At 41.7% G+C, this 26,149-nt stretch carries 31 protein-coding genes and 1 pseudogene; 31 read left to right on the top strand and 1 reads right to left on the bottom strand.

Annotated features, from left to right (window positions below):
- The 24 genes and pseudogenes from HMPREF2885_RS06195 to HMPREF2885_RS06305 form a co-directional block, all read left to right on the top strand.
- Positions 1 to 731, top strand: a 731-nt coding sequence (locus HMPREF2885_RS06195) for an LPXTG cell wall anchor domain-containing protein (RefSeq protein ID WP_148131147.1), incomplete at its 5' end; no start/stop codon positions are given.
- A gap of 212 nt (positions 732 to 943) precedes the next feature.
- Positions 944 to 1,198 (top strand): annotated as a pseudogene (locus HMPREF2885_RS10270) (methyltransferase domain-containing protein); the annotation flags it as partial.
- A gap of 13 nt (positions 1,199 to 1,211) precedes the next feature.
- Positions 1,212 to 1,835, top strand: coding sequence for a Type 1 glutamine amidotransferase-like domain-containing protein (locus HMPREF2885_RS06200; RefSeq protein ID WP_000811174.1), 624 nt, complete (start codon positions 1,212 to 1,214; stop codon positions 1,833 to 1,835).
- A 156-nt stretch (positions 1,836 to 1,991) separates the two neighbouring features.
- Entirely contained in the window at positions 1,992 to 2,168 is a 177-nt protein-coding gene (rpsU, locus tag HMPREF2885_RS06205; protein WP_000048054.1) for a 30S ribosomal protein S21, read from the top strand.
- A gap of 64 nt (positions 2,169 to 2,232) precedes the next feature.
- Positions 2,233 to 3,195, top strand: coding sequence for a hypothetical protein (locus HMPREF2885_RS06210; protein ID WP_000666153.1), 963 nt, complete (start codon positions 2,233 to 2,235; stop codon positions 3,193 to 3,195).
- 136 nt (positions 3,196 to 3,331) lie between these two features.
- Positions 3,332 to 4,267: an HPr(Ser) kinase/phosphatase gene (gene hprK, locus HMPREF2885_RS06215; protein ID WP_000115190.1), complete on the top strand. Its 936-nt coding sequence runs from the start codon at positions 3,332 to 3,334 to the stop codon at positions 4,265 to 4,267.
- A complete protein-coding gene (gene lgt / locus HMPREF2885_RS06220) occupies positions 4,260 to 5,048 on the top strand; it encodes a prolipoprotein diacylglyceryl transferase (RefSeq protein ID WP_049500820.1) in 789 nt (262 codons plus the stop codon). Before hprK ends, lgt begins: the two co-directional genes overlap by 8 nt.
- The gene (locus HMPREF2885_RS06225; RefSeq protein WP_009730340.1) at positions 5,049 to 5,432 is read left to right on the top strand and encodes a DUF948 domain-containing protein; all 384 of its coding nucleotides are present in this window, start codon (positions 5,049 to 5,051) and stop codon (positions 5,430 to 5,432) included.
- Positions 5,433 to 5,447: 15 nt separating this feature from the next.
- Positions 5,448 to 5,846 carry a YtxH domain-containing protein gene (locus HMPREF2885_RS06230; protein ID WP_049479146.1) on the top strand — a complete coding sequence of 133 codons (399 nt, stop codon included), beginning with the start codon at positions 5,448 to 5,450 and terminating at the stop codon, positions 5,844 to 5,846.
- Between the two features lie 73 nt (positions 5,847 to 5,919).
- Positions 5,920 to 7,050, top strand: a complete 1,131-nt coding sequence (hemW, locus tag HMPREF2885_RS06235) for a radical SAM family heme chaperone HemW (protein ID WP_001170102.1) — start codon at positions 5,920 to 5,922, stop codon at positions 7,048 to 7,050.
- Between the two features lie 4 nt (positions 7,051 to 7,054).
- Entirely contained in the window at positions 7,055 to 7,792 is a 738-nt protein-coding gene (locus tag HMPREF2885_RS06240) for an acyl-[acyl-carrier-protein] thioesterase (protein ID WP_070657497.1), read from the top strand.
- Between the two features lie 10 nt (positions 7,793 to 7,802).
- A complete protein-coding gene (locus HMPREF2885_RS06245) occupies positions 7,803 to 8,576 on the top strand; it encodes a TIGR01457 family HAD-type hydrolase (RefSeq protein ID WP_070657499.1) in 774 nt (257 codons plus the stop codon).
- The gene (locus tag HMPREF2885_RS06250) at positions 8,566 to 9,183 is read left to right on the top strand and encodes a TIGR01906 family membrane protein (RefSeq protein ID WP_049479149.1); all 618 of its coding nucleotides are present in this window, start codon (positions 8,566 to 8,568) and stop codon (positions 9,181 to 9,183) included. The genes HMPREF2885_RS06245 and HMPREF2885_RS06250 overlap by 11 nt, the downstream gene beginning before the upstream one ends.
- Positions 9,184 to 9,403: 220 nt before the next feature.
- Positions 9,404 to 9,805 carry a Spx/MgsR family RNA polymerase-binding regulatory protein gene (locus HMPREF2885_RS06255; protein WP_000631261.1) on the top strand — a complete coding sequence of 134 codons (402 nt, stop codon included), beginning with the start codon at positions 9,404 to 9,406 and terminating at the stop codon, positions 9,803 to 9,805.
- Positions 9,806 to 10,084, top strand: coding sequence for a UPF0223 family protein (locus HMPREF2885_RS06260; RefSeq protein ID WP_049500828.1), 279 nt, complete (start codon positions 9,806 to 9,808; stop codon positions 10,082 to 10,084).
- Positions 10,074 to 10,847 carry an inositol monophosphatase family protein gene (locus HMPREF2885_RS06265; RefSeq protein WP_049500829.1) on the top strand — a complete coding sequence of 258 codons (774 nt, stop codon included), beginning with the start codon at positions 10,074 to 10,076 and terminating at the stop codon, positions 10,845 to 10,847. Before HMPREF2885_RS06260 ends, HMPREF2885_RS06265 begins: the two co-directional genes overlap by 11 nt.
- A complete protein-coding gene (locus HMPREF2885_RS06270) occupies positions 10,848 to 12,152 on the top strand; it encodes an RsmF rRNA methyltransferase first C-terminal domain-containing protein (RefSeq protein WP_049500830.1) in 1,305 nt (434 codons plus the stop codon). It abuts the gene before it with no gap.
- Between the two features lie 210 nt (positions 12,153 to 12,362).
- Positions 12,363 to 13,241 (top strand): phosphate ABC transporter substrate-binding protein PstS, encoded by an 879-nt coding sequence (locus HMPREF2885_RS06275; protein ID WP_007520299.1) that lies wholly within the window; start codon positions 12,363 to 12,365, stop codon positions 13,239 to 13,241.
- The gene (pstC, locus tag HMPREF2885_RS06280; protein WP_001070951.1) at positions 13,241 to 14,158 is read left to right on the top strand and encodes a phosphate ABC transporter permease subunit PstC; all 918 of its coding nucleotides are present in this window, start codon (positions 13,241 to 13,243) and stop codon (positions 14,156 to 14,158) included. Before HMPREF2885_RS06275 ends, pstC begins: the two co-directional genes overlap by 1 nt.
- Complete coding sequence (gene pstA, locus HMPREF2885_RS06285) at positions 14,148 to 15,032, top strand: phosphate ABC transporter permease PstA (protein WP_000543050.1); 885 nt, start codon at positions 14,148 to 14,150, stop codon at positions 15,030 to 15,032. Before pstC ends, pstA begins: the two co-directional genes overlap by 11 nt.
- Before the next feature lie 10 nt (positions 15,033 to 15,042).
- Complete coding sequence (pstB, locus tag HMPREF2885_RS06290) at positions 15,043 to 15,846, top strand: phosphate ABC transporter ATP-binding protein PstB (protein WP_000049851.1); 804 nt, start codon at positions 15,043 to 15,045, stop codon at positions 15,844 to 15,846.
- 12 nt (positions 15,847 to 15,858) lie between these two features.
- A complete protein-coding gene (gene pstB, locus HMPREF2885_RS06295) occupies positions 15,859 to 16,617 on the top strand; it encodes a phosphate ABC transporter ATP-binding protein PstB (protein ID WP_001287329.1) in 759 nt (252 codons plus the stop codon).
- Positions 16,618 to 16,628: 11 nt separating this feature from the next.
- Complete coding sequence (gene phoU, locus HMPREF2885_RS06300) at positions 16,629 to 17,282, top strand: phosphate signaling complex protein PhoU (protein WP_000946469.1); 654 nt, start codon at positions 16,629 to 16,631, stop codon at positions 17,280 to 17,282.
- 158 nt (positions 17,283 to 17,440) lie between these two features.
- On the top strand, positions 17,441 to 18,256 hold the full coding sequence (locus tag HMPREF2885_RS06305; protein WP_070657501.1) for an ABC transporter substrate-binding protein: 816 nt from the start codon (positions 17,441 to 17,443) through the stop codon (positions 18,254 to 18,256).
- A gap of 19 nt (positions 18,257 to 18,275) precedes the next feature.
- On the opposite strand, the gene HMPREF2885_RS06310 is transcribed toward HMPREF2885_RS06305, so the two are convergent.
- Positions 18,276 to 19,547 carry an aminotransferase-like domain-containing protein gene (locus HMPREF2885_RS06310; RefSeq protein WP_070657503.1) on the bottom strand — a complete coding sequence of 424 codons (1,272 nt, stop codon included), beginning with the start codon at positions 19,545 to 19,547 and terminating at the stop codon, positions 18,276 to 18,278.
- Positions 19,548 to 19,693: 146 nt separating this feature from the next.
- On the opposite strand from HMPREF2885_RS06310, the gene budA reads away from it, so the two are divergent.
- From budA to HMPREF2885_RS06345, 7 genes are all read left to right on the top strand, one after another.
- A complete protein-coding gene (budA, locus tag HMPREF2885_RS06315; RefSeq protein WP_000375405.1) occupies positions 19,694 to 20,425 on the top strand; it encodes an acetolactate decarboxylase in 732 nt (243 codons plus the stop codon).
- Positions 20,426 to 20,434: 9 nt separating this feature from the next.
- Complete coding sequence (locus HMPREF2885_RS06320) at positions 20,435 to 21,187, top strand: YhfC family intramembrane metalloprotease (protein ID WP_000215874.1); 753 nt, start codon at positions 20,435 to 20,437, stop codon at positions 21,185 to 21,187.
- Between the two features lie 111 nt (positions 21,188 to 21,298).
- Positions 21,299 to 22,204, top strand: coding sequence for a UDP-N-acetylmuramate dehydrogenase (gene murB / locus HMPREF2885_RS06325; RefSeq protein ID WP_000111591.1), 906 nt, complete (start codon positions 21,299 to 21,301; stop codon positions 22,202 to 22,204).
- Between the two features lie 161 nt (positions 22,205 to 22,365).
- A complete protein-coding gene (locus HMPREF2885_RS06330; protein WP_000742901.1) occupies positions 22,366 to 23,523 on the top strand; it encodes an ABC transporter ATP-binding protein in 1,158 nt (385 codons plus the stop codon).
- Positions 23,504 to 24,310: an ABC transporter permease gene (locus HMPREF2885_RS06335; protein ID WP_000754122.1), complete on the top strand. Its 807-nt coding sequence runs from the start codon at positions 23,504 to 23,506 to the stop codon at positions 24,308 to 24,310. Before HMPREF2885_RS06330 ends, HMPREF2885_RS06335 begins: the two co-directional genes overlap by 20 nt.
- Positions 24,307 to 25,080 (top strand): ABC transporter permease, encoded by a 774-nt coding sequence (locus HMPREF2885_RS06340; RefSeq protein ID WP_000712718.1) that lies wholly within the window; start codon positions 24,307 to 24,309, stop codon positions 25,078 to 25,080. Before HMPREF2885_RS06335 ends, HMPREF2885_RS06340 begins: the two co-directional genes overlap by 4 nt.
- Positions 25,077 to 26,147 carry an ABC transporter substrate-binding protein gene (locus tag HMPREF2885_RS06345; protein WP_000737968.1) on the top strand — a complete coding sequence of 357 codons (1,071 nt, stop codon included), beginning with the start codon at positions 25,077 to 25,079 and terminating at the stop codon, positions 26,145 to 26,147. The genes HMPREF2885_RS06340 and HMPREF2885_RS06345 overlap by 4 nt, the downstream gene beginning before the upstream one ends.
- The last annotated feature ends 2 nt before the right edge of the window (positions 26,148 to 26,149 follow it).

The raw sequence follows: 26,149 nt of genomic DNA on the forward strand, positions 1-26,149 counted from the left end.
ATGATACGGCTTCTACAGGAGCAAAAGGCCAACCTCAAGTGGCAACACCAGTGTTTGAAGGACATATCGATTCGACTGTACCACCAACCTTTGAGGATGGTAGCACGACTATGGTTGTTCCGGGTGAAGGAAGTTATACAATTGATAAAGATGGTAAGATTACCTTTACTCCAGAACCAGACTTTGTTGGGACAGCTAAAGGATTGGTTGTGAAACGTTTGGATATGTATGGAAATGTAGTTACTGCTCATTACACACCAACTGTCCTTGGACAAACACAAGTGAGTGATGCGACATCAGAAGGTCTTAAAGGTCAAACTCAGACTGGTAAACCAAACTTTACAGGTGATGTCGAGCTGACAGTTCCACCAACCTTTGAAGATGGAACAACTGAAAAAGTCGTTCCAGGTGAAGGAACTTATGTAATCTCACCAGATGGCACCGTCACCTTTACCCCTGAGGCAGACTTTGTAGGACAAGCCAAAGGTGTGAAAGTGATCCGTAAAGACCGTAATGGAAATATCATTTCAGGATTCTATATTCCAACAGTAGTAGAACTTCCTGTGATTGAAAATCCAGAACAACAAGGTATTACAGAAGAAAGAACTACTAAAACTCTTCCAAATACGGGTTCTGAGGAGACATCTCACTTGACAGCTGGTCTATTGGCTGCTTTATCAGGTATGGGATTAATTTCTCTAGCTCAAAGAAAAAAATCTGAGGAAGAATAATTAGTGGTGAAAGTCATCTAGTAAGTTGTTTTAGATACTTGATTGAAATGATTACATTCATTGCTATCTAAGAAGATGTCAGTCTAACAGAAAGAGAGAACCAATTGGTTCTCTCTTTTTGGTAATTGATTTGAAAATCGTCTAATTATTTTGCCTCAATTGTTCACTATCCTGCTAAAGTGGTATAATAAAGTTATTCAGAGGGGGCTCGAAGTTTTGATTTAATCACAGCCTTTCAAACTCATTTTCATTGGCAGGACCTAGAGGCTTCTTTTATGGAACTTTGAAGGATACTCAAATCAGACGGGATACTCTTACTAGCTTGTGAGTATAACAAGTTATCTTACTTTTTACCAGAGGTGCAAAGCGAAGAAGTATTTAGACGATTCTTATTGTTAATAGGGTTTGAGCTCGTAACTAGTCAAAGAAAGGAATCGTGGCTTCTTTATAAAATTGTTAAACATTAATGGAGGGACAGTCATGAAACAATTATTTTTATGTTCATACTTTGCTGGAGTCAAAAAGCTTTTTAGCGATTATGCAAAGGAAAAGAATCTAGAAAACAAGGTTTTATTTATTCCTACCGCTGGGAACAAAGAGGATTATACTGCCTATATCGATGAGGCTCAGCAAACATTCAAAGATTTAGGATTTGAGATAGAGGTTCTAGATATTGCTTCTTGTGATCGAGAAACTGCACAGGCAAAGATTTTCCAAAGCAAGATTCTTTATATCTCTGGTGGGAATACCTTTTATTTATTACAAGAATTAAAGAAAAAGCAACTCCTATCTCTTATCAAAGAACAAATAAGAGATGGGCTGATCTATGTGGGAGAATCAGCAGGGGCTATCATTACCGCCAAGGATGTTGACTACAATAAGCTCATGGATGACAAGACGGTAGCGAAAGAGTTATCGGATACAACGGGATTGAATGAAGTGGAGTTTTACATCCTTCCACATTATGGTGAGGAGCCTTTTACTGATAGTAGCAAGAAGACCTTTGAAACCTATAAAAATCAGCTCGACTTAATGCGAATGAACAATTCACAAGCTGTTATTGTAAATGATAAAGAAATAAAAGTTGTTTCTGAACAGGATTAAAATAATTTTTTTCGCTATTATGACATCTATTCTAATACGTTGTCCCTTTTAAAAAGAAAAGGGAAGATAATATAAGTTTATGTCAGTTTTCCCTTGACAAATATTCATTTTGCGTGTAAAATGGAATAGATCTTGAACTTGAAGGGAGTGAAAAAAATGTCTAAAACAGTAGTACGTAAGAATGAATCTCTTGACGATGCACTTCGTCGTTTCAAACGTGCGGTTACTAAAGCTGGTACTCTTCAAGAAACACGCAAACGTGAATTCTATGAAAAACCTTCTGTAAAACGTAAACGTAAATCAGAAGCAGCTCGTAAACGTAAAAAATTCTAATTTGAAATGAAAGGCTAGACTTGTCTAGTCTTTTTTTGCATAGTATTTAGAGGAACAAATTCTTATGAAAGAGTATATAAAAGAATATCAAAAGATGCGTGAAAATCACTTGGAAGATTGGGGTTATTGTGCTGATCCGATAGATTGGAAGGAATTTGAAGAGTCAAACCAAAGAATTTTTGAAAAGTATTTAACCGATTCAAAAGTATTGTCTGACAAGGTTTTAAGGGTTAAATTGTACAGTAGCTTATTGCTAGATGATATTAAATATTTTGCTTATTATGCTGCGTTTTTAGGTGGGGATTATACACAGTTAAACAATGCGCTATGGCAAACAGGAAGAACCGAGCTGCTGAGAGGCGGTTTGTTGGCAAGTGGAACCATTTATACAGATGGAATTTTGAAAGGCTTGATTACCTCTTTTGCTTGTAACGATTTTTCAGTCATTCCATCATTCATCCCCAAAGATTTACCCTTGTTGAAAGGAACCTATTATCCAGAAAATGTGATGAATCTTTTATACGCTCTTTATTATCAAGATGAAGAAAGATTATCCGAGTCTCTCTTGCGTGCACAACAGTTTTTAGAGAAGAAAAAACGAACTGGTATGGAAGAATTTTCTGTTCGGTATTTTATAAGTTTAGCAAGAAAAGATGCAGTTGCATTAAGTGAGTCCTTACAAAACTTATGTCAAGCTTATCAGAGGCGAGGTTACCCCTATGAAAAGATTGATAAGTGCTTTGCGGATGAGATTCATGGTCTATATCGTTTGGTACGATTTTTTGACCATTCCTTGTTCGAAGAAGTCAGTATGCCATCTCATAAGACTTTTTTGAAGGAGTTTGAAGAATGGCAAGTCCAAAATCAGTTCCCAAAAGGTCAACAGTTCTATACCTATCCTCAAGATATGGCTGATGCAAATAGAATATTAACAAAAGGTCTTCCAAGGATTTACTTAGCAAAATCTGGAAGGGATTTGGTGATAGATGTTGACCGATTTGCAGTAGATTTGTCTCGGTTAATTTGAAGGAGTACGAAAAGACTTCCTAGCCAAATCTTTCCCCAAGAAACATCAAATAAATACTGTAAATCCTGCAAAAAAAGGAAACTTCCAACTACAATCTGATATAATAGTAGGGAGAACTCGATTGAAGGAGGAAATTATGTCGGTTTTAGTAAGAGATGTCATTGAAAAACTCAGACTAGATATTGTCTATGGTGAAGGCGAATTACTTGAAAAAGAAATCAATACTGCGGACATTATGAGACCTGGTCTTGAAATGACGGGCTATTTTGATTACTATACACCAGAACGGATTCAGCTGTTAGGGATGAAGGAGTGGTCCTATTTAGTTGCCATGCCTGCCCAGAACCGTTATCAAGTTTTGAAGAAAATGTTTCTACCTGAAACACCTGCTGTTATCGTGGCTCGTGGTCTGGTAGTGCCAGAGGAAATGTTGAGGGCTGCTAGAGAATGCAAGATTGCGATTTTAACCAGTCGAACAGCAACCAGTCGTTTATCTGGAGAACTTTCTAGCTACCTTGATTCCCGTTTGGCTAAACGTACTAGCGTGCATGGTGTCTTGATGGATATCTATGGCATGGGTGTCTTGATCCAAGGAGATAGCGGTATCGGTAAGAGTGAGACAGGTCTTGAGCTTGTGAAGCGTGGACACCGTCTAGTAGCAGACGATCGTGTAGATATTTATTCTAAGGATGAGATGACTCTTTGGGGCGAACCTGCTGAAATCTTGAAGCATTTGCTTGAGATTCGTGGAGTTGGGATTATCGATATCATGAGTCTTTATGGTGCGAGTGCTGTAAAAGATTCTTCACAAGTTCAGCTAGCAGTTTATTTGGAAAATTATGATACGCATAAGACCTTTGACCGTCTAGGAAACAATGCCGAAGAACTCGAAGTTTCTGGTGTAACGATTCCGCGTATCCGTATCCCAGTAAAAACAGGACGCAATATCTCCGTTGTTATTGAGGCAGCTGCCATGAACTATCGTGCTAAAGAAATGGGCTTTGATGCGACGCGTTTATTTGAAGAACGCTTGACAAATCTAATCGCTCAAAATGAGGTGAAACATGATTAATCCAGTCGCATTTGAAATTGGTCCCTTTGCTATTCGTTGGTATGCTTTGTGTATTGTAGCTGGTTTGGTTCTGGCAGTCTATCTTGCCATGAAAGAAGCTCCTAAAAAGAAAATTCTATCAGATGATATTTTGGATTTTATCCTGATTGCTTTTCCAGTAGCTATTTTAGGTGCTAGGCTATACTACGTACTCTTTCGCTTAGATTATTATCTGCAAAATCCAGGTGAAATCATCGCCATTTGGAATGGTGGTTTGGCCATTTATGGAGGTTTGATAGCGGGTGCTATTGTCCTTTATATCTTTGCAGATAGAAAGCTGATTAATACTTGGGATTTCTTAGATATTGCAGCACCGAGCGTCATGATTGCCCAGAGTTTAGGGCGCTGGGGGAACTTTTTTAACCAAGAAGCCTACGGTGCAGCGGTAGATAGTTTGGATTATTTGCCAGGCTTCATTCGTGACCAGATGTATATTGACGGTAGCTACCGTCAGCCGACCTTCTTATATGAGTCGGTTTGGAATCTGATTGGATTTGCTTTGATTCTGATTTTTAGACGAAAATTAAAGGGAATCAGACGTGGTCATATTACGGCATTCTACTTGATTTGGTATGGCTTTGGTCGTATGATTATCGAAGGGATGCGGACGGATAGTCTCATGTTCTTTGGTCTGCGAGTTTCCCAATGGTTATCAGTTGTCCTTATTGGACTCGGTATTTTTATCATACTTTATCAAAATCGAAAGAAAGCCCCTTTCTATCATACAGAGGAGGAAAAATAAATGTTAGAAGTTGCATATATTCTTGTTGCGATTGCTTTGATTGTCTGTTTAGTCTATTTGACAATCACGATTCAAAAAGCAGGTCGTATGATTGATGAGACAGAGAAAACCATCAAAACGTTGAGCTCAGATGTGAACGTTACCTTGCATCAGACCAATGAATTGTTGGCTAAGGTCAATGTGTTAGCAGACGATATCAATATAAAAGTTGCGACGATTGATCCACTCTTTACGGCGGTGGCTGACTTGTCAGAGTCAGTTTCTGACCTCAACCAACATGCACGTGTTTTAGGTAAAAAGGCTTCATCTGCTGGTTCAAAGACTATCAAAACAGGTGCAGGCTTGTCAGCTCTTCGTGTCGCAAGTAAATTTTTCAAAAAATAAAAAAGGAGAAATCTTATGGGAAAACTATCCTCTATCCTTTTAGGAACAGTTTCAGGTGCTGCTCTTGCTTTGTTCTTAACCAGTGACAAGGGTAAGCAAGTTTGTAGTCAAGCTCAGGATTTTCTAGATGATTTGAGAGAAGATCCAGAATATGCTAGAGAGCAGGTTTGTGAAAAACTAACAGAAGTGAAGGAACAGGCAACGGACTTTGTGCTGAAAACAAAGGAACAAGTAGAATCTGGTGAAATCACTTTTGACAGTGTCCTTGATCAAGCCAAAACCTGTGCTCGACAAGCGACAGAAGCGTCAAAGGAAACCTTTAACAATCTCAAGGAGCAGTGGCAAGAACAGTCAACAACTCCAGACGTTGCTGAAGACCAAGAAGAAATCATCATCGATATTACTGAAGTATAATGCATCACCATCTCTGGTTTTTGGAGATGGTGATTTTTATCTGCAAGCTTGTCTTTGTGGTATAATAAGTACTATGCAGAAAAAACCAACGTCCGCCTATGTGCATATTCCCTTTTGCACACAAATTTGTTATTATTGTGACTTTTCAAAAGTTTTTATTAAAAATCAACCAGTAGATAGTTACTTGAAGCATCTACTAGAGGAGTTTCGTTCTTATGATATCCAAAAGTTGCGAACTCTCTACATTGGAGGTGGGACGCCAACAGCTTTGTCAGCTCCGCAATTAGAAGTGCTACTGGATGGTTTGACTAAAAATCTAGACTTGTCAGCCTTAGAAGAGTTGACTATTGAGGCCAATCCAGGCGATTTGGACGCAGATAAGATTGCAGTTTTGAAACAGTCGCCAGTCAATCGTGTTTCACTAGGCGTGCAAACCTTTGATAACAAAATGCTGAAAAAGATTGGGCGCAGTCATTTGGAGAAGGATATTTATGAAAATATCGACCGCCTCAAACTGGCTGGCTTTGACAATATCTCCATCGATCTAATCTACGCTCTACCTGGTCAAACTATGGCTCAGGTCAAGGACAATGTAGCTAAGGCTATCTCGCTTGATATTCCTCATATGAGCCTTTATAGCTTGATTTTGGAAAACCATACGGTCTTTATGAACCGCATGCGACGTGGGAAATTGCCCCTGCCCAAGGAGGAACTGGAAGCGGAGATGTTTGAGTACATCATCGCAGAACTGGAGCGAGCTGGTTTTGAGCATTATGAGATTTCGAATTTCTCCAAGCCTGGCTTTGAAAGTCGCCACAATCTCATGTACTGGGATAATGCCGAGTATTATGGTATCGGTGCGGGTGCTTCAGGTTATGTGGACGGAATTCGTTATAAAAACCACGGTCCTATCCGCCACTATCTCAATGCAGTAGAGACAGGAGATGCTCGGATAACAGAAGAACACCTGACTCAAAAGGAGCAGATGGAAGAAGAAATGTTCCTAGGCCTCCGGAAAAAATCTGGGGTTTCTATGGCGCGATTTGAGGAGAAATTCGGACGATCCTTTGATGGACTTTATGGCGAAATCATCAGAGACTTGGTTCAACAAGGACTTATGCAGATTGACGGTGATCGTGTCCGAATGACAAAGAGGGGTCTCTTCTTGGGAGACACTGTAGCAGAACGATTTATTTTGGAGTAGAACAATGGGCTTAACTTATCAAATGAAAATGAAAATTCCTTTTGATATGGCGGACATGAACGGTCATATTAAACTTCCAGATGTGATTTTGCTGTCCTTGCAAGTATCAGGTATGCAATCGATTGAGCTGGGAGTTAGCGACAAGGATGTGTTAGAACGCTACAATCTGGTCTGGATTATTACAGACTATGCGATTGACGTGGTACGCTTGCCTCGCTTTGCTGAGGAGATTACGATTGAAACAGAAGCGTTGACTTACAATCGTCTTTTTTGCTACCGTCGTTTCACTCTCTATGATGAAGCAGGTCAAGAAATCATTCGCATGGTAGCAACCTTTGTTCTTATGGACCGAGATAGTCGGAAAGTTCATGCTGTCGAACAGGAGATTGTTGCCCCTTATCAGTCTGAGTTTGATAAAAAACTCATCCGTGGGCCAAAGTATGCAAATCTAGAAGATCCGATCAGTAAAGACTACCATGTTCGTTTTTACGACTTGGATATGAATGGTCATGTCAATAATAGCAAATATCTGGATTGGATTTTTGAGGTTATGGGATCAGACTTTTTGACCAAGTATATTCCAAAGAAAATCAATCTCAAGTATGTCAAAGAAGTGCGACCAGGTGGTATGATTGCTTCAGCTTATGAACTCAAGGGACTAGAAAGCAAGCATGAGATTATCAGTGATGGGGAGATCAATGCCCAAGCTATGATTACTTGGCAAGAAATTGAAGGCAATTAGAAAGGACGATATGGCTTATAAAGGTTATTTAATTGATTTAGACGGAACCATTTACAAGGGGAAAGACAGAATCCCGGCAGGAGAGGCTTTTGTGCATGAACTGCAAAAGCGTGAAATTCCTTATCTCTTTGTAACCAATAATACAACTCGTACTCCTGAGAGTGTTCAAGAGATGTTGGCTCAGAATTTTAACATTAATACGCCTCTATCAACTGTCTATACAGCGACTTTGGCAACCATCGACTATATGAACGACTTGGGACTGGAAAAGACAGTCTATGTCATCGGAGAAGCTGGGCTCAAGGATGCTATTGAGGCGGCTGGTTATGTCGAAGACAAGGAAAATCCAGCCTATGTGGTCGTTGGACTGGACTGGCAAGTTGACTATGAAAAATTTGCCACAGCAACTCTAGCCATTCAAAAGGGGGCTCACTTTATCGGAACCAACCCTGACCTCAATATCCCGACGGAACGTGGTCTCTTGCCTGGTGCTGGTTCACTAATTACACTTCTTGAAGTAGCAACACGCGTAAAACCAGTTTATATCGGAAAACCAAATGCTAACATTATGGATAAGGCAGTTGAGCACTTGGATTTGAAAAGAGAAGAATTGCTCATGGTCGGGGATAACTACTTGACAGATATCCGAGCAGGGATTGACAATGGTATTCCAACGCTCTTAGTGACAACAGGTTTTACCAAGGCAGAAGAAGTGGCAGACTTGCCAATCGCACCAACTCATGTAGTTTCTAGCCTTGCGGAGTGGAATTTTGATGAAAACTAAACTAACCTTTTGGGGAAGTATGCTCTTTCTCCTCTCCCTTTCTATCCTACTGACTATTTATCTGGCATGGATTTTCTATCCTTTGGAAATTGAGTGGCTGAACTTAGCGGATCGAGTCTATCTAAAGCCAGAAACCATTCAGTACAATTTTCATATCTTGATGAATTACCTGACTAATCCCTTTAGTCAGGTCTTAGAGATGCCAGATTTTCGTTCATCAGCTGCAGGTCTACACCACTTTGCGGTGGTGAAGAATCTCTTTCATCTAGTTCAGCTAGTTGCCCTAGTGACACTTCCAAGTTTCTATTTCTTTGTTAAAAAGATTGTAAAAAAGGGTTTTCTCCCCTTATATCGTAAAAGTATTTTAACTCTAGTACTATTGCCCCTTATCATTGGGGTTCTGGGAGTGTTGATTGGGTTTGAGCAATTCTTTACTCTTTTCCATCAGATTCTCTTTGTGGGAGATGATACCTGGCTTTTTGATCCAGCAAAGGATCCCGTTATTTGGATTTTGCCAGAGACTTTCTTTCTCCATGCCTTTTTACTTTTCTTTGCTTTGTATGAAGGAATGTTTGGTTTCCTTCTTGCTAAAGCTTCAAGGAAATAGTGGAAAAAATTCTGTATTTTTAATAAAAAACGAGAGAAGTTGCTCGACTCCCTATTTATTGTTAGGTTATCCTAAAGATAAACTTGCAAAGCAGGAGATTTTTGCAGAAAACAGTCTATTTTCTATGAAAAAATAGGCTTTTTTTCTAAAAATACCTAGTCAAGCGCTTTATTTTTTTGTATAATAGAAATAGCAAGTATAGATAAAAGAAGAGAAAAGCATGATTACACTATTTTTATCACCGAGTTGTACATCATGTCGTAAGGCAAAGGCTTGGTTAGAGACGCATAAAGTGCCCTTTCAAGAGCATAATATTATGACTAGTCCTTTAACAAGAAAAGAATTACAACATATTCTTTCCTTGACCGAAAATGGTACTGATGACATCATTTCAACTCGTTCAAAAATTTTTCAAAAATTGGATATTGATGTAGAGAGTATCTCAGTATCGGAGTTGCTTCAGTTGATTGAGCAATATCCTAGTCTTTTGCGTCGCCCAATTATTATAGATACAAAACGCATGCAGATCGGTTTTAATGAAGATGAGATTCGTGCTTTTCTCCCTCGTAGTTACCGTAAACAAGAATTGAAAGAAGCAACATTGAGAGCTGGTATAGGATAGATGAACAAACAGTATAGTTACCCACTAGATTTGTCGTGGAGCACTGAAGAACTTGCTTCAGTGCTTTCTTTTTTTAATGATGTTGAAGCTGCTTATGAAGATAAGGTAGAAGCAAAAAAACTGTTAGATTCCTATAAGGAATTTAAGTCTGTTGTCCCGAGAAAAAGTGAAGAAAAACGTTTAGGTCGCGAATTTGAGACGGTTAGCGGTTATTCCTGCTATCATGCGGTTCAATTAGCAAAAGAAAAAAGAGAAGGGAAGATTTCTCTTGGAAACTAAATTTGAATTTGCCAAACAGATTGTGCAAGAAGCTGCAGATTACATTTTGGCCCACATGCAAGAAGATTTGCAGGTCGAGCGCAAGTCTTCGCCTACAGACTTAGTGACACGTTTGGACAAGGAGGTCCAGGAACTCTTGGTTGATCGGATCAAGTCCTCCTATCCTGAGGATTTGATTTGCGCGGAAGAGGGCTGTTTACGTGCTGCAGTCGGTCAAGGTCCTGTTTGGGTGATTGATCCCATTGACGGTACCAATAACTTTGTCGCCCAGCAGGAAGATTTTGCCGTGATGTTGGCTTATTTTGAGGATGGTGTGGGCAAATTTGGTATTATTTATGATGTCATGAAAGGTGATTGTTACCATGGTGGTGGTGCCTTTCCTCCTTGCCGCAATAATGATCCCTTACCGCCTTTTAAAAAGAAACCTCTTCAAGAATTTTTAGTTGCCGGCAACTCAGGTATGTTTGAGAGCAATGAGTGGGGCTTGGCGGATTTGGGGCGAGCAGCGTTGGGTGTCCGTGTATATGGCAGTGCGGCCATTAGTTTTGCCAAGGTTTTATCGGGTCGTCTTTTGACTTATATTACCTACCTGCAGCCATGGGATTACGCTGCGGCCAGTATCTTAGGGGAAAGTCTGGGTTATCGCCTTCTTACGGTATCGGGTGAGCCCGCTGATTTTAAAACGCGTCAGCCTGTCATGATGGTGCCAATCGAGATGCAAGAAGAGATTCAGTCTTATATCTACGAAAGGAAAGAAAACTAAATGCAATTTCCAGAAGGATTTGTTGAAAAATATGAAGCGATACTAGAAGATGAGGCAAGAGACTTTCTTGCCTCTTTTAAACAAGAAGCGGTTTCGGCTTTTCGGGTCAATCCCTTAAAAGAAAGTCAGTTATCGTTTGCTGATGCTATTCCCAATACACCTTGGGGGTATTATGGTAAGGTTTCTGGGAAGTCACCAGAGCACGTGACAGGTTTCGTTTATTCGCAAGAGCCTGCAGCCCAAATGGTGGCCCAGGTAGCTCAACCCCTTCCCGGTATGAAGGTTTTGGACTTGGCGGCAGCACCAGGTGGAAAATCCACTCAACTAGCAGCTTATCTGGCTAATCAAGGAGTCCTTGTCTCCAACGAAATTTCAAGCAAGCGAGCTAAGATTTTAGTGGAAAATATGGAACGGTTTGGAGCTACAAACGTAGTCGTGACCAATGAGTCTGCGGATCGCTTAGCCAAGGTCTTTAAAGGATACTTTGATGTGATTGTCCTTGATGCTCCTTGCTCGGGTGAAGGGATGTTCCGTAAACAACCAGATGCCATGGATTATTGGAACATCGACTATCCGAATCAATGTGCCAGTCTCCAAAGAAAGATTTTAGAAGATGCAGTCACCATGCTTGCTGAGGGTGGCCGTCTGGTCTACTCGACCTGTACTTGGGCACCAGAGGAAAATGAAGAAATCGTCCACTGGTTGCTGGATACTTATGATTTTGAACTGCTTCCAGTCGAGCATGTGAACGGTATGGTAGCAGGTATTAATCTTCCTGAAACGGCTCGGATGTACCCTCATCATTTTAAGGGAGAAGGTCAGTTTGTTGCCCATTTGCAATTCAAGGGAGAAAATCCAGCAGCCAAATTCAAAGCCAGCAAGACCAATCTTAGTCGTGAACAGCTGGCCTTGTGGCGGGAATTTGCCCAAAAACATCTCAAAGTGACACTAACTGGCCTTCTACAAACTTTTGGAGACCAACTTTATCTCTTGCCAGAGATGCTACCTGATCTAGGGAAACTCAAAATTGCCCGAAATGGACTTCATCTGGGTACTTTTAAGAAGAAACGCTTCGAACCAAGTTTTGCTCTGGGATTAGCCTTGAAACCAAGTCAAGTAAAACAAAGTGTTGAAATCAATGATGAGGACTTTGTAAAATATGTGGCTGGCGAGACTGTTCAATTGTCTGAAGCTCGACCAAATGGATGGTACCAAGTTGTGGTTCAAGGAAACGGATTAGGCTTTGCCAAGGTAACGGGAAATGTTTTAAAAAATTATTATCCAAAAGGACTCAGATTCAGGTGAAAAAGCTAGTCAAAGAGCCTATTCTATGTTATAGTGGAAGTATGAGTTTTTTCTGATAGTCTTTCATTATTACTTATATTATACGATGGAATTGTCCGCTCCTAAGAATGTCTAGATAAAATGAAGAGGGGCAATCATTGATGATAATTGGATGATCAGGACAAACGGAAGAAATCAGAACATTTATCATTATGTTCAAGGAGAATAACAGTGAAAAAAAGAAAAAAGCTCGTCATGTCTCTTGCAGCTCTTTTGATGGCAGGTTCTCTAGCAGGATGTGCTAGCTGGATTGATCGTGGAGAATCCATGACAGCCGTTGGTTCAACAGCTCTTCAACCTCTTGTCGAAGCAGCAGCAGATGAATTTGGTTCTAGAAACATCGGAAAAACAGTCAATGTTCAAGGTGGTGGATCGGGCACAGGACTATCCCAAGTCCAGTCTGGAGCAGTTGACATCGGGAACTCTGACGTCTTTGCAGAGGAAAAAGAAGGAATCGATGCTTCAGCTCTGGTAGACCACAAGGTTGCAGTGGCTGGTCTTGCAGTGATTGTAAACAAGGAAGTGGATGTTGAAAATCTTACAACCGAGCAACTTCGCAAAATCTTTACAGGTGAAGTGACCAACTGGAAAGAAGTTGGGGGCAAAGACCTGGCCATTTCAATCATCAACCGAGCAGCAAGTTCTGGTTCACGAGCGACGTTTGATACGGTGGTTATGAATGGCCAATCGGCAATGCAGAGTCAAGAACAGGATTCTAACGGGATGGTCAAGTCCATTGTATCCCAAACCCCTGGAGCCATTTCTTACCTGGCTTTTGCCTATGTAGATGACTCCGTGAAAAGCATGAAACTGAATGGGTATGAACCTACATCTGAGAATGTAACGACCAACAACTGGCCTTTGTGGTCTTATGAACATATGTACACACTTGGTCAGCCAAATGAGTTAGCTGCTGAATTCCTGAATTTCGTCCTCTCAGATGAAGCCCAAAATGGAATTGTTAAGGGCATGGGCTATATCTCTATCAATGAAATGAAAGTCCAAAAGGATGCTTCAGGTACCGTTACAGCAGTAGAAGGAGGTCAATAATGAATCAAGAAGAATTATCAAAAAAATTACTATCTCCTTCAAAGAACTCTCGCCTTGAGAAGTTTGGTAAAGGTTTGACCTTCACTTGCCTTTCTTTGATTGTTATCATTGTGGCAATGATTTTGATTTTTGTAGCCCAAAAAGGCTTATCGACCTTCTTTGTCAATGGGGTCAACATCTTTGATTTCCTCTTTGGACAAACTTGGAATCCTTCAGGGAAACAATTTGGTGCCCTTCCAATGATTTTGGGTTCCTTTATTGTGACGATTTTATCAGCCCTCATCGCAACACCCTTTGCTATTGGTGCTGCGGTCTTTATGACAGAAGTATCACCAAAGGGTGCAAAGATTTTGCAACCGGCCATTGAACTCCTCGTCGGTATTCCTTCAGTCGTCTATGGATTTATCGGTTTACAAGTTGTGGTGCCTTTTGTTCGTAGCGTCTTTGGTGGAACTGGTTTTGGGATCTTGTCAGGGATTTTCGTTCTCTTTGTCATGATCCTACCAACTGTAACTTTTATGACAACAGACAGCTTGCGTGCTGTTCCTCGTCACTACCGTGAAGCTAGTTTAGCTATGGGAGCTACTCGTTGGCAAACCATCTGGCGGGTGACCTTGAAGGCTGCTCGCTCTGGCATTTTCACAGCAGTGGTCTTTGGGATGGCGCGTGCCTTCGGTGAAGCCCTTGCTATTCAGATGGTGGTCGGAAACTCAGCAGTTATCCCAACTTCGCTCACAACACCAGCTGCGACCTTGACATCTGTATTGACTATGGGTATCGGAAATACCGTCATGGGAACGGTTGATAATAACGTTCTCTGGTCACTGGCCTTAGTCTTGCTCTTGATGAGTTTGGCCTTTAACAGTGTGATTAAATTGATTACGAAAGAAAGAGGAAAGAAAAACTATGCACGCTAAGAAATTAGATAAACTTGCAACAGCTGTCCTCTATACCATCGCGGGTATCATCGTGGCCATTTTGGCATCTTTGATTCTCTATATCTTGGTGAGAGGGTTACCGCATATCTCTTGGTCTTTCTTGACTGGGAAATCTTCCTCTTATCAAGCAGGTGGAGGTATTGGGATTCAGCTCTACAATTCCTTCTTCCTTTTGGTCATTACCTTGATTATTTCTGTTCCCCTGTCTATGGGAGCTGGCGTTTTCCTCGCTGAGTATGCCAAAAAAGGACCTGTGACCAATTTTATTCGTACCTGTATTGAGATTTTGTCTTCTCTACCATCAGTCGTTGTGGGTCTCTTTGGTTACTTGATCTTTGTTGTCCAGTTTGAGTATGGATTTTCAATCATTTCAGGTGCCTTGGCCTTGACGGTCTTTAACCTCCCTCAGATGACTCGAAATGTTGAGGACAGTTTAAAACACGTTCACCATACACAACGTGAGGCTGGTCTGGCCCTTGGAATTTCTCGTTGGGAGACTGTAGTTCATGTTGTCATTCCAGAAGCTCTTCCAGGTATCGTAACGGGTGTTGTTTTGGCATCTGGTCGTATCTTTGGTGAGGCCGCCGCTCTTATCTATACTGCAGGACAATCCGCTCCAGCCCTTGACTGGTCTAACTGGAATATCCTCAGTGTTACCAGCCCTATCTCAATCTTCCGACAAGCAGAAACCTTGGCTGTCCACATCTGGAAGGTCAACAGTGAAGGAACCATTCCTGATGCTACCATTGTATCTGCTGGTTCTGCCGCAGTGCTCCTCATCTTTATCTTGATTTTTAACTTTGGGGCACGCAAACTCGGAAGCTATTTACACAAGAAATTAACCGCTGCCTAAAGGAGAAGCCATGTCAAAATATAACTGGGATGAAAAGCATATCATCACCTTCCCTGAAGAAAAAGTGGCCCTCTCTACTAAGGATTTACATGTTTACTATGGTAAAAATGAATCCATCAAGGGCATCGATATGCAATTTGAAAAAAATAAAATTACAGCCTTGATTGGTCCTTCTGGATCAGGAAAATCTACCTATCTTCGCAGTCTCAATCGGATGAATGATACCATTGATATTGCCAAGGTCACAGGTCAAATCCTCTACCGAGGGATTGACGTCAACCGTCCAGAAATCAATGTCTATGAGATGCGAAAGCATATCGGGATGGTCTTCCAACGTCCAAATCCATTTGCTAAATCAATCTACCGTAACATCACCTTTGCACACGAACGTGCAGGTGTTAAGGATAAGAAAGTCCTTGATGAAATTGTAGAAACCTCTCTTCGTCAGGCCGCCCTATGGGATCAGGTCAAAGATGACCTACACAAATCAGCCTTGATGCTTTCTGGTGGTCAGCAACAACGTCTCTGTATCGCTCGCGCCATCTCTGTCAAGCCAGATATCCTCTTGATGGATGAGCCTGCTTCAGCCTTGGATCCGATTGCGACAGCCCAGCTGGAAGAAACCATGTTGGAATTGAAGAAGGACTTTACCATCATCATCGTTACCCACAGTATGCAACAGGCTGCGCGTGCGAGTGACTACACAGGATTTTTCTACTTGGGTGATTTGATTGAGTACGATAAGACCTCCAATATTTTCCAGAATGCTAAGTTACAGTCAACCAATGACTATGTAACGGGACACTTTGGTTAGAAAGGAAACGGTATGTCAGAAGCGATTTTACAGGTGTCAGACCTGTCCGTTTATTACAATAAAAAGAAGGCCTTGAATAGTGTTTCCCTTTCTTTCCAACCTAAGGAAATAACGGCCTTGATTGGTCCTTCTGGATCAGGAAAGTCTACCCTGCTCAAAGCTATCAACCGCATGGGCGATCTAAATCCTGAAGTGACAACAACAGGATCAGTAGTCTATAATGGTCACAATATATACAGCCCCCGCACCGATACGGTTGAATTGCGTAAGGAAATCGGTATGGTCTTTCAACAGCCCAATCCCTTCCCTATGTCTATCTACGAAAATGTTGTCTATGGGCTACGTATCAATGGTGTTAAGGACAAGCAAGTTCTTGATGAAGCAGTAGAAAAGGCCTTGCAACGTGCTTCTATCTGGGATGAAGTAAAGGATCGTTTGCATGATTCGGCCATTGGTCTCTCAGGTGGACAACAACAACGTGTTTGTGTTGCTCGTGTCTTAGCAACCAGTCCTAAAATTATCCTCTTAGATGAACCAACTTCAGCTTTGGATCCTATTTCTGCAGGTAAGATTGAGGAAACCTTGTATGGTCTGAAAGATAAATACACCATGCTCTTGGTAACGCGTTCGATGCAACAAGCCTCTCGTATCTCTGATAAAACAGGATTTTTCCTAGATGGGGATTTGATCGAGTTTAACGATACGAAGAAGATGTTCCTAGACCCACAAAACAAGGAAACAGAAGATTATATTACAGGAAAATTTGGATAAGGAGTTGAATGATGTTACGATCTCAATTTGAAGAAGATTTGGAGAAATTGCACAACCAGTTCTATGCTATGGGACAAGAAGTGCTCTCGCAGATCAATCGTACAGTGCGTGCCTTTGTTACGCATGACCGTGATTTGGCAAAAGAAGTCATCGAAGACGATGCAGAAGTAAATGAATATGAAGTGAAGTTGGAAAAGAAATCATTTGAAATGATTGCCCTTCAACAACCTGTTTCGCAAGATCTTCGTACCGTCTTGACTGTTCTCAAGGCAGTGTCAGACGTGGAACGCATGGGAGATCATGCAGTGTCTATCGCTGAGGCGACCATTCGTATGAAGGGGGAGCAACGTATCCCTTCTGTTGAAGAAGAAATCAAAAAGATGGGACGCGACGTGAAAAACTTCGTCGAAGCAGCTCTAGATCTCTATCTCAACGGTTCTGTGGATCAAGCCTACGAAGTAGCAGCGATGGATGAAAAAATCAACCATTACTTTGATAGCATCCGAGATTTGGCTACAGAAGAAATTAGGAAAAATCCTGAAGCCATCGTTACAGGCCGTGATTACTTCCAGGTCATTTCTTTCTTAGAACGTATCGGAGACTACGCAAAAAATATCTGTGAATGGGTTGTTTACTTTGAAACAGGTAAGATTGTCGAACTATAAGAAACGGTTTAAATATACAGAAGAAAAGGCTGATTAAAATAAATCAGTCTTCTTTTTTTATGAAAAGAATTGTTTTACAATCAAAATCTCTAAAAGGGTTGACAACTATTTTTAAAAGAGTTATAATTATTCAGAATTAACAGAAAGGTCGTTTATTTATGAAATTTAAGAAATGGATATTAGTTGTGTGTAGCATGCTTGCCAGCATGGTTTTAGTAGCTTGCCAGTCAGGAACAGATAGTTCTCAGTCTGCTGTGGACGCTATTAAACAAAAAGGAAAGCTAGTCGTTGCGACTAGTCCAGACTATGCGCCATTTGAATTCCAAGCCTTGGTAGATGGTAAAAACCAAGTGGTTGGTGCAGATATTGATATGGCTCAAGCGATTGCGGACGAGCTTGGGGTTAAACTTGAAATCTCTAGCATGAGTTTTGACAATGTCTTGACCAGTCTTCAAACTGGAAAGGCTGACTTGGCCATTGCAGGAATTAGTGCTACAGATGAGAGAAAGGAAGTCTTTGACTTTTCAATCCCTTACTATGAAAATAAGATGAGTTTCTTGGTTAGAAAAGCCGATTTAGACAAATACAAGGATCTTACAAGCCTCGCAAGTGCCAATATCGCAGCTCAAAAGGGAACTGTGCCAGAAACCATGGTCAAGGAACAATTGCCAAATGCCCAGTTGACATCCTTGACCAATATTGGAGAAGCAGTCAATGAATTGCAGGCTGGAAAAGTGGATGCTGTTCATATGGATGAACCAGTTGCTCTTAGCTACGCAGGTAAAAACTCAGATCTTGTCGTTGCATCTGTTAACTTGACGATGAAAGATGGCGAAGCCAATGCTGTTGCTATCAAGAAGGATCAATCAGACTTGAAAGCAGTAGTAGATAAGGTTATCCAAAAACTGAAAGATGACGGAACCTATCAAAACTATCTTGAAAAAGCAGCGAAACTAACAGAAGTTGAACAATAAGAAAAAGCTGAGTTGGACTTTAATCCGACTCTGCTTTTATGTATTCTAATAGCTCTTCTAGATTTTCAAGAGAGACTTTGGCGAACTGATAAGGACAGACATCCAAATAAGCCTTCTCAAAAAAGTCTAATTTGAGTGAGCTGTGTTTCAAACTGGCAATCTTAGGATAGTGTCTCAAATCAAGCAAAAGACCATCGTGTAGAGGGTAGTGGGGCAAGGGACAGGTGTTTTTTTCAAGTACTTCCTTAATCTGAGCCTGATAGTTCTCTTGAAGGGTCAATCGAGCCAGTCGATTTTTTTCAAATAACTGGCTATCAATATAAAGAGAAAGAGCCTTTTGCATGATGAGATTGCTGTCATAGTCCAGGATATTTTTGTAGGAAACAAAGGCCTCTTTTAGGTCATTTGGGAGAATGAGGGCGGTAATACGAAGGGCTGGAAAGAGACTAGTTGAGAAGGACTTGATATAAATGACCCGATCCTCAGTATCCAGATAGTGGAAGGTTTGTCCCTTTTTAGAGTCTAAGTCACCTAGATAATCATCCTCGACGATATATACACCATACTGATTTGCTAGATCCAAAATAGCCCTTTTTTCCTGATCAGAATAGGAATGACCTAGGGGATAGTGGAAGCGAGGAATGGTATAGAAAAACTTTATTTTCCCAGATTTGAACTGTTCTTCCAGTTCTTCAAGGTTGATGCCATCGATTCGGCGTTCAATGGTCTGGTAGGCTAATCCTTGAGCGACCAAGAGACGGTTCATCCGGTGGTAAGTCGGTTGTTCGACCAAAATTTCAGCTCCCTTGCTCGGGAAGTCAATCTGAGAAAGGATAAAGAGAGCTTGCTGGGTACCAGATGTTAGAACCAGTTGGTCGGGTTTACAGTAGAGGGCTTGGTCAAAGAGGAGTTGATGGACAGATTGTCTGAGTTCCTCAAGGCCTTCTTGGTTATCGTAGTAGTTGAAGAGGTAGTTTTCTCGACCTATCAGGGTTTCATTGACACAGAGTCGGAAGTCGTCATAGGCACTGGCATGTTCGTCAGTGACTTCGATTTCCAAGTCTTGGTGCTGTCCTTGTTCTAGAACATAGTAGCCACTTTGGGGTTTGGCATAGAGGTATTGTTCATGGCGTAATTCCAGCAGGGCTCGCTGGATAGTGTCCTTGCTACAGTGGAAGTCTTGGCTCAATTGACGGATGGAGGGAAGCCGGCTGCCTGTTGGAAATTTTCCTGATTCAATCCCTTTTTTGAGAAAGGAAACGACTGCTTGGTATTTACTTTCTTTCTTCATTCCAGACCTCCGTTGATTTTGTTACATTGTACCTTTTTTTTGCCTGCTTGGCAATGGTAAAAAGCATTTCTCCCTTTCACAACTAGGAGCAAATGTGATATACTTAGAAAGTATGATGATTCATTGAAAAGAAGATAAGAAAGAGAATGGATAGAAAAGTGCAGGAACCGGTAAAATTATTTCAATACAATACTTTAGGTGCCCTAATGGCAGGTCTCTATGGTGGAACCATGACAGTGGGAGAATTGCTGGAACATGGTGACCTTGGTTTGGGAACATTGGATTCGATTGATGGGGAGTTGATTGTCCTTGATGGCAAGGCTTATCAAGCCAAGGGTTCTGGTCAAACGCCTGAAATCGTTGAAGTGGCAGCGGATGCTCTTATTCCCTATGCAGCAGTGGTCCCTCATCAGGCAGAGGTGATTTTTCGTCAGCGCTTTGAGATGACAGATAAGGAATTGGAAAAGCGAATTGAATCCTACTATGATGGGGAAAATCTTTTTCGTTCCATCAAGATTCATGGTGAATTTTCACAAATGCATGTGCGAATGATTCCCAAATCCACACCTGATACCAAGTTTGCAGATGTCGCGACTCACCAACCTGAATATAGCCGTGAAAATGTATCGGGAACCATTGTTGGATTTTGGACACCGGAGATTTTCCATGGAGTGAGTGTTGCAGGTTACCATTTGCATTTTATCTCAGATGATTTGACCTTTGGTGGGCATGTGATGGACTTTGTTATCAAAGAAGGAATGATCGAGGTTGGGGCAGTCGACCAGTTGGACCAACGTTTTCCAGTCCAAGATCGCCAGTATTTATTTGCCAAATTTAACGTTGACGAGATGAAGAAAGATATTGATAAGTCAGAATAGGAGAAAAAGATGACAGTACATATTATCCTCACCATGATCGCTTTAGTTCTCATTCTAGTAGGTGGAACTTGGTATGCCAAAAAACGGTTTAAAATCTCTCTTGCAGTGATGGGCTTGGGGGCAATCGCATTTTTTGTTTCTTCTCAAGTGTTAGAGAAGATGGTTCACCTTCTGGTACTCCATCCGCAAAAAGATGGAACCATTCCGCTCATGCAGGAGCAGCCTTTCTTATACGTCCTTTATGGGATTGCCATGGCTGCCCTCTTTGAAGAGACGGCCCGTTTTGTCTTTTTTAAATGGTTGGAGAAAAAGAGAAAGTTGGAAGATCGAGATGCTTGGGCTTATGGCTTAGGACATGGAGGCTTAGAGATGCTCTACCTCGGAATGGGAAGTTTGATTAGCCTTTTGATCCTCTTTTCACTAGTACAGTCATCAAATACTGATGCGGCGAATCTTCTTACAAAGAGTACATTAGAAACAGTTCAGTCTCTATCAGCATGGCAGATCTATCTACTAGGAGTTGAGCGTGTCCTTGCTCTGGTTCTCCAAATTAGCCTTACTGTCTGGGTCTATCAAAGTGTCCGTCAAAAGAAATGGATTTATCTCGTTGCTGCCTATGGATTACATGCCTTGTTCGACTTAGCTCCAGCTCTATCTCAAGTGGGCTGGATTGCGAATCCGCTTCTAGTTGAGTTTGTTCTTCTCGTAGAACTTTTAGTCTTTATCTGGCTGACAAAATTTACATTTTGGAAAAAATCATAAAAAGAGGGGAGACCTCTTTTTTTATGTAAGGATAAAACAAGCTCTTTTTATGGTCGTCAAATGTCTCTAAAAATGGTATAATGGAATGAATTTTGAAAAAGGAAGAGTGACATGTCAGTAAAAGAAAAAATGCTTGAAATCCTAGAAGGAATCGATATTCGTTTTAAGGAACCTTTGAAGACCTATACCTATACCAAGGTAGGAGGTCGAGCGGATTATCTAGTTTTGCCACGCAATCGCTATGAGATGGCCCGTGTCGTCCAATTTGCCAATCAAGAGAATATTCCTTGGATGGTGCTAGGAAATGCTAGTAATATCATCGTTCGTGAAGGTGGAATCCGTGGTTTTGTCATCTTGTGCGATAAGCTTAATAACGTTTCAGTTGATGGCTATACCATTGAAGCGGAAGCAGGAGCGAACTTGATCGAAACAACACGTATTGCCCTCCGTCATAGTTTGACTGGTTTTGAGTTTGCTTGTGGGATTCCTGGAAGCATCGGAGGAGCTGTCTTTATGAATGCGGGTGCCTATGGAGGAGAGATTGCTCATATCTTGCAGTCTTGTCAAATTTTGACCAAGGAAGGGGAAATCGAGACCTTGTCAGTCAAGGACTTGGCTTTTGGTTACCGTCATTCAGCTATTCAGGATTCTGGGGCTATTGTCTTGTCAGCTAAATTTGCCCTATCTCCAGGGAATCATCAGGTTATCAAGCAAGAAATGGACCGCTTGACGCACCTACGTGAACTCAAACAACCATTAGAATACCCATCTTGTGGTTCAGTCTTTAAGCGACCAGTGGGGCATTTTGCAGGACAGTTGATTTCAGAGGCTGGCTTGAAAGGCTATCGTATCGGTGGTGTGGAAGTATCTGAAAAGCATGCCGGTTTCATGATCAATGTTGCTGACGGAACAGCGAAAGACTACGAGGACTTGATCCAATCTGTTATTGAAAAAGTCAAGGAACACTCAGGTGTTACCTTAGAGCGAGAAGTTCGTATCTTGGGTGAGAAAGAATAAGGTTGGGGTAGAAAAGTTGCTGCTATAACCACCATTGTAAAGGGGTGAAAGCCTATCGTTAGTGAAGATGTATGTAGGCAGTTCAATCTCCTACACGAGGTAGTAGCGGTCTGACAGAGCCCTGATCTGTTAATTTACGAAGAAGAAGGAATTTAGAGGAATTGAAAAAACCAATTATTGAATTCAAAAACGTCTCTAAAGTTTTTGAAGACAGCAACACCAAGGTTCTCAAAGACATTAACTTTGAGTTGGAAGAGGGAAAGTTCTATACCTTACTAGGCGCATCTGGTTCTGGGAAATCAACCATCCTGAACATCATTGCAGGTTTACTAGATGCGACGACAGGGGATATTTTACTGGATGGGGTACGGATTAACGACATCCCAACCAACAAGCGAGACGTCCATACGGTCTTCCAATCCTATGCCTTGTTTCCACATATGAATGTGTTTGAAAATGTTGCCTTTCCGCTCCGCTTGCGTAAAATCGACAAGAAAGAAATCGAGCAACGTGTAGCGGAAGTGCTCAAGATGGTTCAGTTGGAAGGTTATGAAAAACGTTCCATCCGTAAACTCTCTGGAGGACAACGTCAGCGTGTAGCCATTGCCCGTGCCATCATCAACCAACCCCGTGTGGTCTTGTTGGATGAGCCCTTGTCAGCGCTGGACTTGAAATTGCGAACGGACATGCAGTACGAACTGCGTGAACTGCAGCAACGATTGGGGATTACCTTTGTCTTTGTCACTCACGATCAGGAGGAAGCCCTGGCTATGAGTGACTGGATTTTCGTTATGAACGATGGAGAGATTGTTCAGTCTGGAACACCTGTAGATATCTATGATGAGCCAATCAACCACTTTGTTGCCACCTTTATCGGCGAGTCCAATATCTTGCCAGGAACCATGATTGAAGACTACTTGGTTGAGTTTAACGGCAAACGCTTCGAAGCGGTCGATGGGGGGATGAAGCCAAATGAGCCAGTTGAGGTTGTCATTCGTCCAGAGGACTTGCGCATTACCCTTCCTGAAGAAGGCAAGCTCCAAGTCAAGGTTGATACCCAGCTTTTCCGTGGGGTTCATTACGAGATTATCGCCTATGACGAGCTCGGAAATGAATGGATGATCCACTCGACTCGTAAGGCCATTGTTGGCGAGGAAATCGGTCTGGACTTTGAACCAGAAGATATCCACATCATGCGTCTCAACGAAACCGAAGAAGAGTTCGATGCTCGTATCGAGGAGTACGTAGAAATCGAAGAGCAAGAAGCAGGTCTGATTAACGCGATCGAGGAGGAAAGAGATGAAGAAAACAACCTCTAAACTCTTTGTAGTGCCCTACATGCTTTGGATTGTCCTCTTTGTTCTCGCACCCTTGGTCTTGATTTTCGGTCAATCCTTTTTCAACATTGAAGGCCAATTTAGCTTAGAAAACTATAAATCCTACTTTGCGTCACAAAACTTGACCTATCTTAAAATGAGCTTCAACTCAGTCCTCTATGCAGGAATTGTGACCTTAGTAACATTGCTCATCAGCTATCCAACAGCCCTCTTTTTGACCCGTCTCAAGCACCGTCAACTCTGGCTCATGCTGATTATCTTGCCAACCTGGATCAATCTGCTTCTTAAGGCCTATGCCTTTATCGGGATTTTTGGTCAAAATGGCTCTATTAACCAATTTTTGGAATTTATCGGAATCGGTTCGCAGCAGTTGCTCTTTACGGATTTCTCCTTCATCTTTGTCGCAAGCTACATCGAGCTTCCCTTTATGATTTTGCCGATTTTCAATGTCTTGGATGATATGGATAACAATCTCATCAATGCCAGCTACGACCTCGGTGCGACCAAGTGGGAAACTTTCCGCCATGTCATCTTCCCTCTATCTATGAATGGAGTGAGAAGTGGGGTTCAGTCTGTCTTTATCCCCAGCTTGAGTCTCTTCATGCTGACACGTTTGATTGGTGGGAACCGTGTTATCACGCTGGGAACGGCCATTGAGCAGAACTTCCTGACCAATGACAACTACGGTATGGGTTCTACCATCGGTGTGATCCTCATCCTAACCATGTTCATCACCATGTGGGTGACCAAGGAAAGGAGAGAACGATGAAGAAATTTGCCAATCTCTACCTAGCCTTTGTCTTTATCATCCTATATTTGCCAATCTTTTACTTGATTGGCTATGCCTTTAATGCAGGGGATGATATGAATAGTTTTACTGGTTTTAGCTTGAGCCATTTTAAAACCATGTTTGGTGATGGTCGTCTCATGTTGATCCTCACCCAAACCTTTTTCTTGGCCTTTCTGTCAGCCTTGATTGCGACTGTTATAGGGACTTTCGGTGCTATTTACATTTACCAGTCTCGTAAGAAATACCAAGAAGCCTTTTTATCACTCAATAATATCCTCATGGTTGCGCCTGATGTTATGATTGGTGCTAGCTTCTTGATTCTCTTTACCCAGCTTAAGTTTTCACTTGGATTTCTGACAGTTCTATCTAGTCACGTGGCCTTTTCCATCCCTATCGTGGTCTTGATGGTCTTGCCTCGTCTCAAGGAGATGAATGATGACATGATTCATGCGGCCTATGACTTAGGTGCCAGTCAATTTCAGATGTTTAAGGAAATCATGCTTCCTTACCTGACACCGTCTATCATTGCAGGTTATTTTATGGCCTTCACCTATTCGCTAGATGACTTTGCCGTGACCTTCTTTGTGACGGGAAATGGCTTTTCAACCCTGTCAGTTGAGATCTACTCTCGTGCTCGTAAGGGGATTTCGTTAGAGATCAATGCCCTGTCTGCACTTGTCTTTCTCTTTAGTATTATCCTAGTTGTAGGTTATTACTTTATCTCACGTGAGAAGGAGGAGCAAGCATGAAAAAACTCTATTCATTTTTAGCAGGAATTGTAGCAATTATCCTTGTCTTGTGGGGGATTTCCCATCATCTAGATAGTAAAATCAACAGTCGAGATAGTCAAAAATTGGTTATCTACAACTGGGGGGACTATATCGATCCCGAACTCTTGGAGAAATTCACAGAAGAAACAGGAGTCCAAGTCCAGTATGAGACCTTTGATTCCAACGAAGCCATGTATACCAAGATCAAGCAGGGTGGAACGACCTACGATATTGCCATCCCGAGTGAATACATGATCAACAAGATGAAGGACGAAGACCTCTTGGTTCCGCTTGATTATTCAAAAATTGAAGGAATCGAAAATATCGGACCTGAGTTCCTCAACCAGTCTTTTGACCCGGGCAATAAATTCTCCATCCCTTACTTCTGGGGGACCTTGGGAATCGTCTACAATGAAACCAAGGTAGATGAGGCGCCTGAGCATTGGGATGACCTCTGGAAACCAGAATACAAGGATTCCATCATGCTTTTTGATGGGGCGCGTGAGGTGCTGGGACTCGGGCTTAACTCGCTCGGTTACAGTCTTAACTCTAAGGATCCTCAGCAGTTGGAAGAAACGGTAGACAAGCTCTACAAACTGACTCCAAATATCAAGGCCATTGTGGCAGACGAGATGAAGGGTTACATGATTCAGAACAACGCTGCTATCGGTGTGACTTTCTCTGGGGAAGCCAGCCAGATGTTGGAGAAAAATCCTAACCTCAAGTATGTCGTTCCGACTGAGGCCAGCAATCTCTGGTTTGATAACATGGTCATTCCAAAAACCGTGAAAAATCAAGATGCCGCCTATGCCTTTATCAACTTTATGTTGAAACCCGAAAATGCTCTGAAAAATGCGGAGTATGTAGGTTACTCAACACCAAACCTACCAGCAAAGGAAATGCTCCCAGAGGAGACTCGTGAGGACAAATCCTTCTATCCAGACGCTGATACCATGAAACACCTGGAAGTTTATGAGAAATTTGACCATAAATGGACAGGAAAATATAGCGACCTCTTCCTACAGTTTAAAATGTATCGGAAGTAGGA

It is taken from the genome of Streptococcus sp. HMSC062H02, assembly GCF_001813005.1.
Classification (GTDB): domain Bacteria; phylum Bacillota; class Bacilli; order Lactobacillales; family Streptococcaceae; genus Streptococcus; species Streptococcus oralis_S.

What these genes read in the sequence shown, in the direction of transcription:
- HMPREF2885_RS06200 (WP_000811174.1), top strand. Translation starts at nt 1,212, where the DNA reads ATGAAACAATTATTTTTATGTTCATACTTTGCTGGAGTCAAAAAGCTT.
- rpsU (WP_000048054.1), top strand. Translation starts at nt 1,992, where the DNA reads ATGTCTAAAACAGTAGTACGTAAGAATGAATCTCTTGACGATGCACTT.
- HMPREF2885_RS06210 (WP_000666153.1), top strand. Translation starts at nt 2,233, where the DNA reads ATGAAAGAGTATATAAAAGAATATCAAAAGATGCGTGAAAATCACTTG.
- hprK (WP_000115190.1), top strand. Translation starts at nt 3,332, where the DNA reads ATGTCGGTTTTAGTAAGAGATGTCATTGAAAAACTCAGACTAGATATT.
- lgt (WP_049500820.1), top strand. Translation starts at nt 4,260, where the DNA reads ATGATTAATCCAGTCGCATTTGAAATTGGTCCCTTTGCTATTCGTTGG.
- HMPREF2885_RS06225 (WP_009730340.1), top strand. Translation starts at nt 5,049, where the DNA reads ATGTTAGAAGTTGCATATATTCTTGTTGCGATTGCTTTGATTGTCTGT.
- HMPREF2885_RS06230 (WP_049479146.1), top strand. Translation starts at nt 5,448, where the DNA reads ATGGGAAAACTATCCTCTATCCTTTTAGGAACAGTTTCAGGTGCTGCT.
- hemW (WP_001170102.1), top strand. Translation starts at nt 5,920, where the DNA reads ATGCAGAAAAAACCAACGTCCGCCTATGTGCATATTCCCTTTTGCACA.
- HMPREF2885_RS06240 (WP_070657497.1), top strand. Translation starts at nt 7,055, where the DNA reads ATGGGCTTAACTTATCAAATGAAAATGAAAATTCCTTTTGATATGGCG.
- HMPREF2885_RS06245 (WP_070657499.1), top strand. Translation starts at nt 7,803, where the DNA reads ATGGCTTATAAAGGTTATTTAATTGATTTAGACGGAACCATTTACAAG.
- HMPREF2885_RS06250 (WP_049479149.1), top strand. Translation starts at nt 8,566, where the DNA reads ATGAAAACTAAACTAACCTTTTGGGGAAGTATGCTCTTTCTCCTCTCC.
- HMPREF2885_RS06255 (WP_000631261.1), top strand. Translation starts at nt 9,404, where the DNA reads ATGATTACACTATTTTTATCACCGAGTTGTACATCATGTCGTAAGGCA.
- HMPREF2885_RS06260 (WP_049500828.1), top strand. Translation starts at nt 9,806, where the DNA reads ATGAACAAACAGTATAGTTACCCACTAGATTTGTCGTGGAGCACTGAA.
- HMPREF2885_RS06270 (WP_049500830.1), top strand. Translation starts at nt 10,848, where the DNA reads ATGCAATTTCCAGAAGGATTTGTTGAAAAATATGAAGCGATACTAGAA.
- pstC (WP_001070951.1), top strand. Translation starts at nt 13,241, where the DNA reads ATGAATCAAGAAGAATTATCAAAAAAATTACTATCTCCTTCAAAGAAC.
- pstA (WP_000543050.1), top strand. Translation starts at nt 14,148, where the DNA reads ATGCACGCTAAGAAATTAGATAAACTTGCAACAGCTGTCCTCTATACC.
- pstB (WP_000049851.1), top strand. Translation starts at nt 15,043, where the DNA reads ATGTCAAAATATAACTGGGATGAAAAGCATATCATCACCTTCCCTGAA.
- pstB (WP_001287329.1), top strand. Translation starts at nt 15,859, where the DNA reads ATGTCAGAAGCGATTTTACAGGTGTCAGACCTGTCCGTTTATTACAAT.
- phoU (WP_000946469.1), top strand. Translation starts at nt 16,629, where the DNA reads ATGTTACGATCTCAATTTGAAGAAGATTTGGAGAAATTGCACAACCAG.
- HMPREF2885_RS06305 (WP_070657501.1), top strand. Translation starts at nt 17,441, where the DNA reads ATGAAATTTAAGAAATGGATATTAGTTGTGTGTAGCATGCTTGCCAGC.
- HMPREF2885_RS06310 (WP_070657503.1), bottom strand. Translation starts at nt 19,547, where the DNA reads ATGAAGAAAGAAAGTAAATACCAAGCAGTCGTTTCCTTTCTCAAAAAA.
- budA (WP_000375405.1), top strand. Translation starts at nt 19,694, where the DNA reads ATGGATAGAAAAGTGCAGGAACCGGTAAAATTATTTCAATACAATACT.
- HMPREF2885_RS06320 (WP_000215874.1), top strand. Translation starts at nt 20,435, where the DNA reads ATGACAGTACATATTATCCTCACCATGATCGCTTTAGTTCTCATTCTA.
- murB (WP_000111591.1), top strand. Translation starts at nt 21,299, where the DNA reads ATGTCAGTAAAAGAAAAAATGCTTGAAATCCTAGAAGGAATCGATATT.
- HMPREF2885_RS06335 (WP_000754122.1), top strand. Translation starts at nt 23,504, where the DNA reads ATGAAGAAAACAACCTCTAAACTCTTTGTAGTGCCCTACATGCTTTGG.
- HMPREF2885_RS06340 (WP_000712718.1), top strand. Translation starts at nt 24,307, where the DNA reads ATGAAGAAATTTGCCAATCTCTACCTAGCCTTTGTCTTTATCATCCTA.
- HMPREF2885_RS06345 (WP_000737968.1), top strand. Translation starts at nt 25,077, where the DNA reads ATGAAAAAACTCTATTCATTTTTAGCAGGAATTGTAGCAATTATCCTT.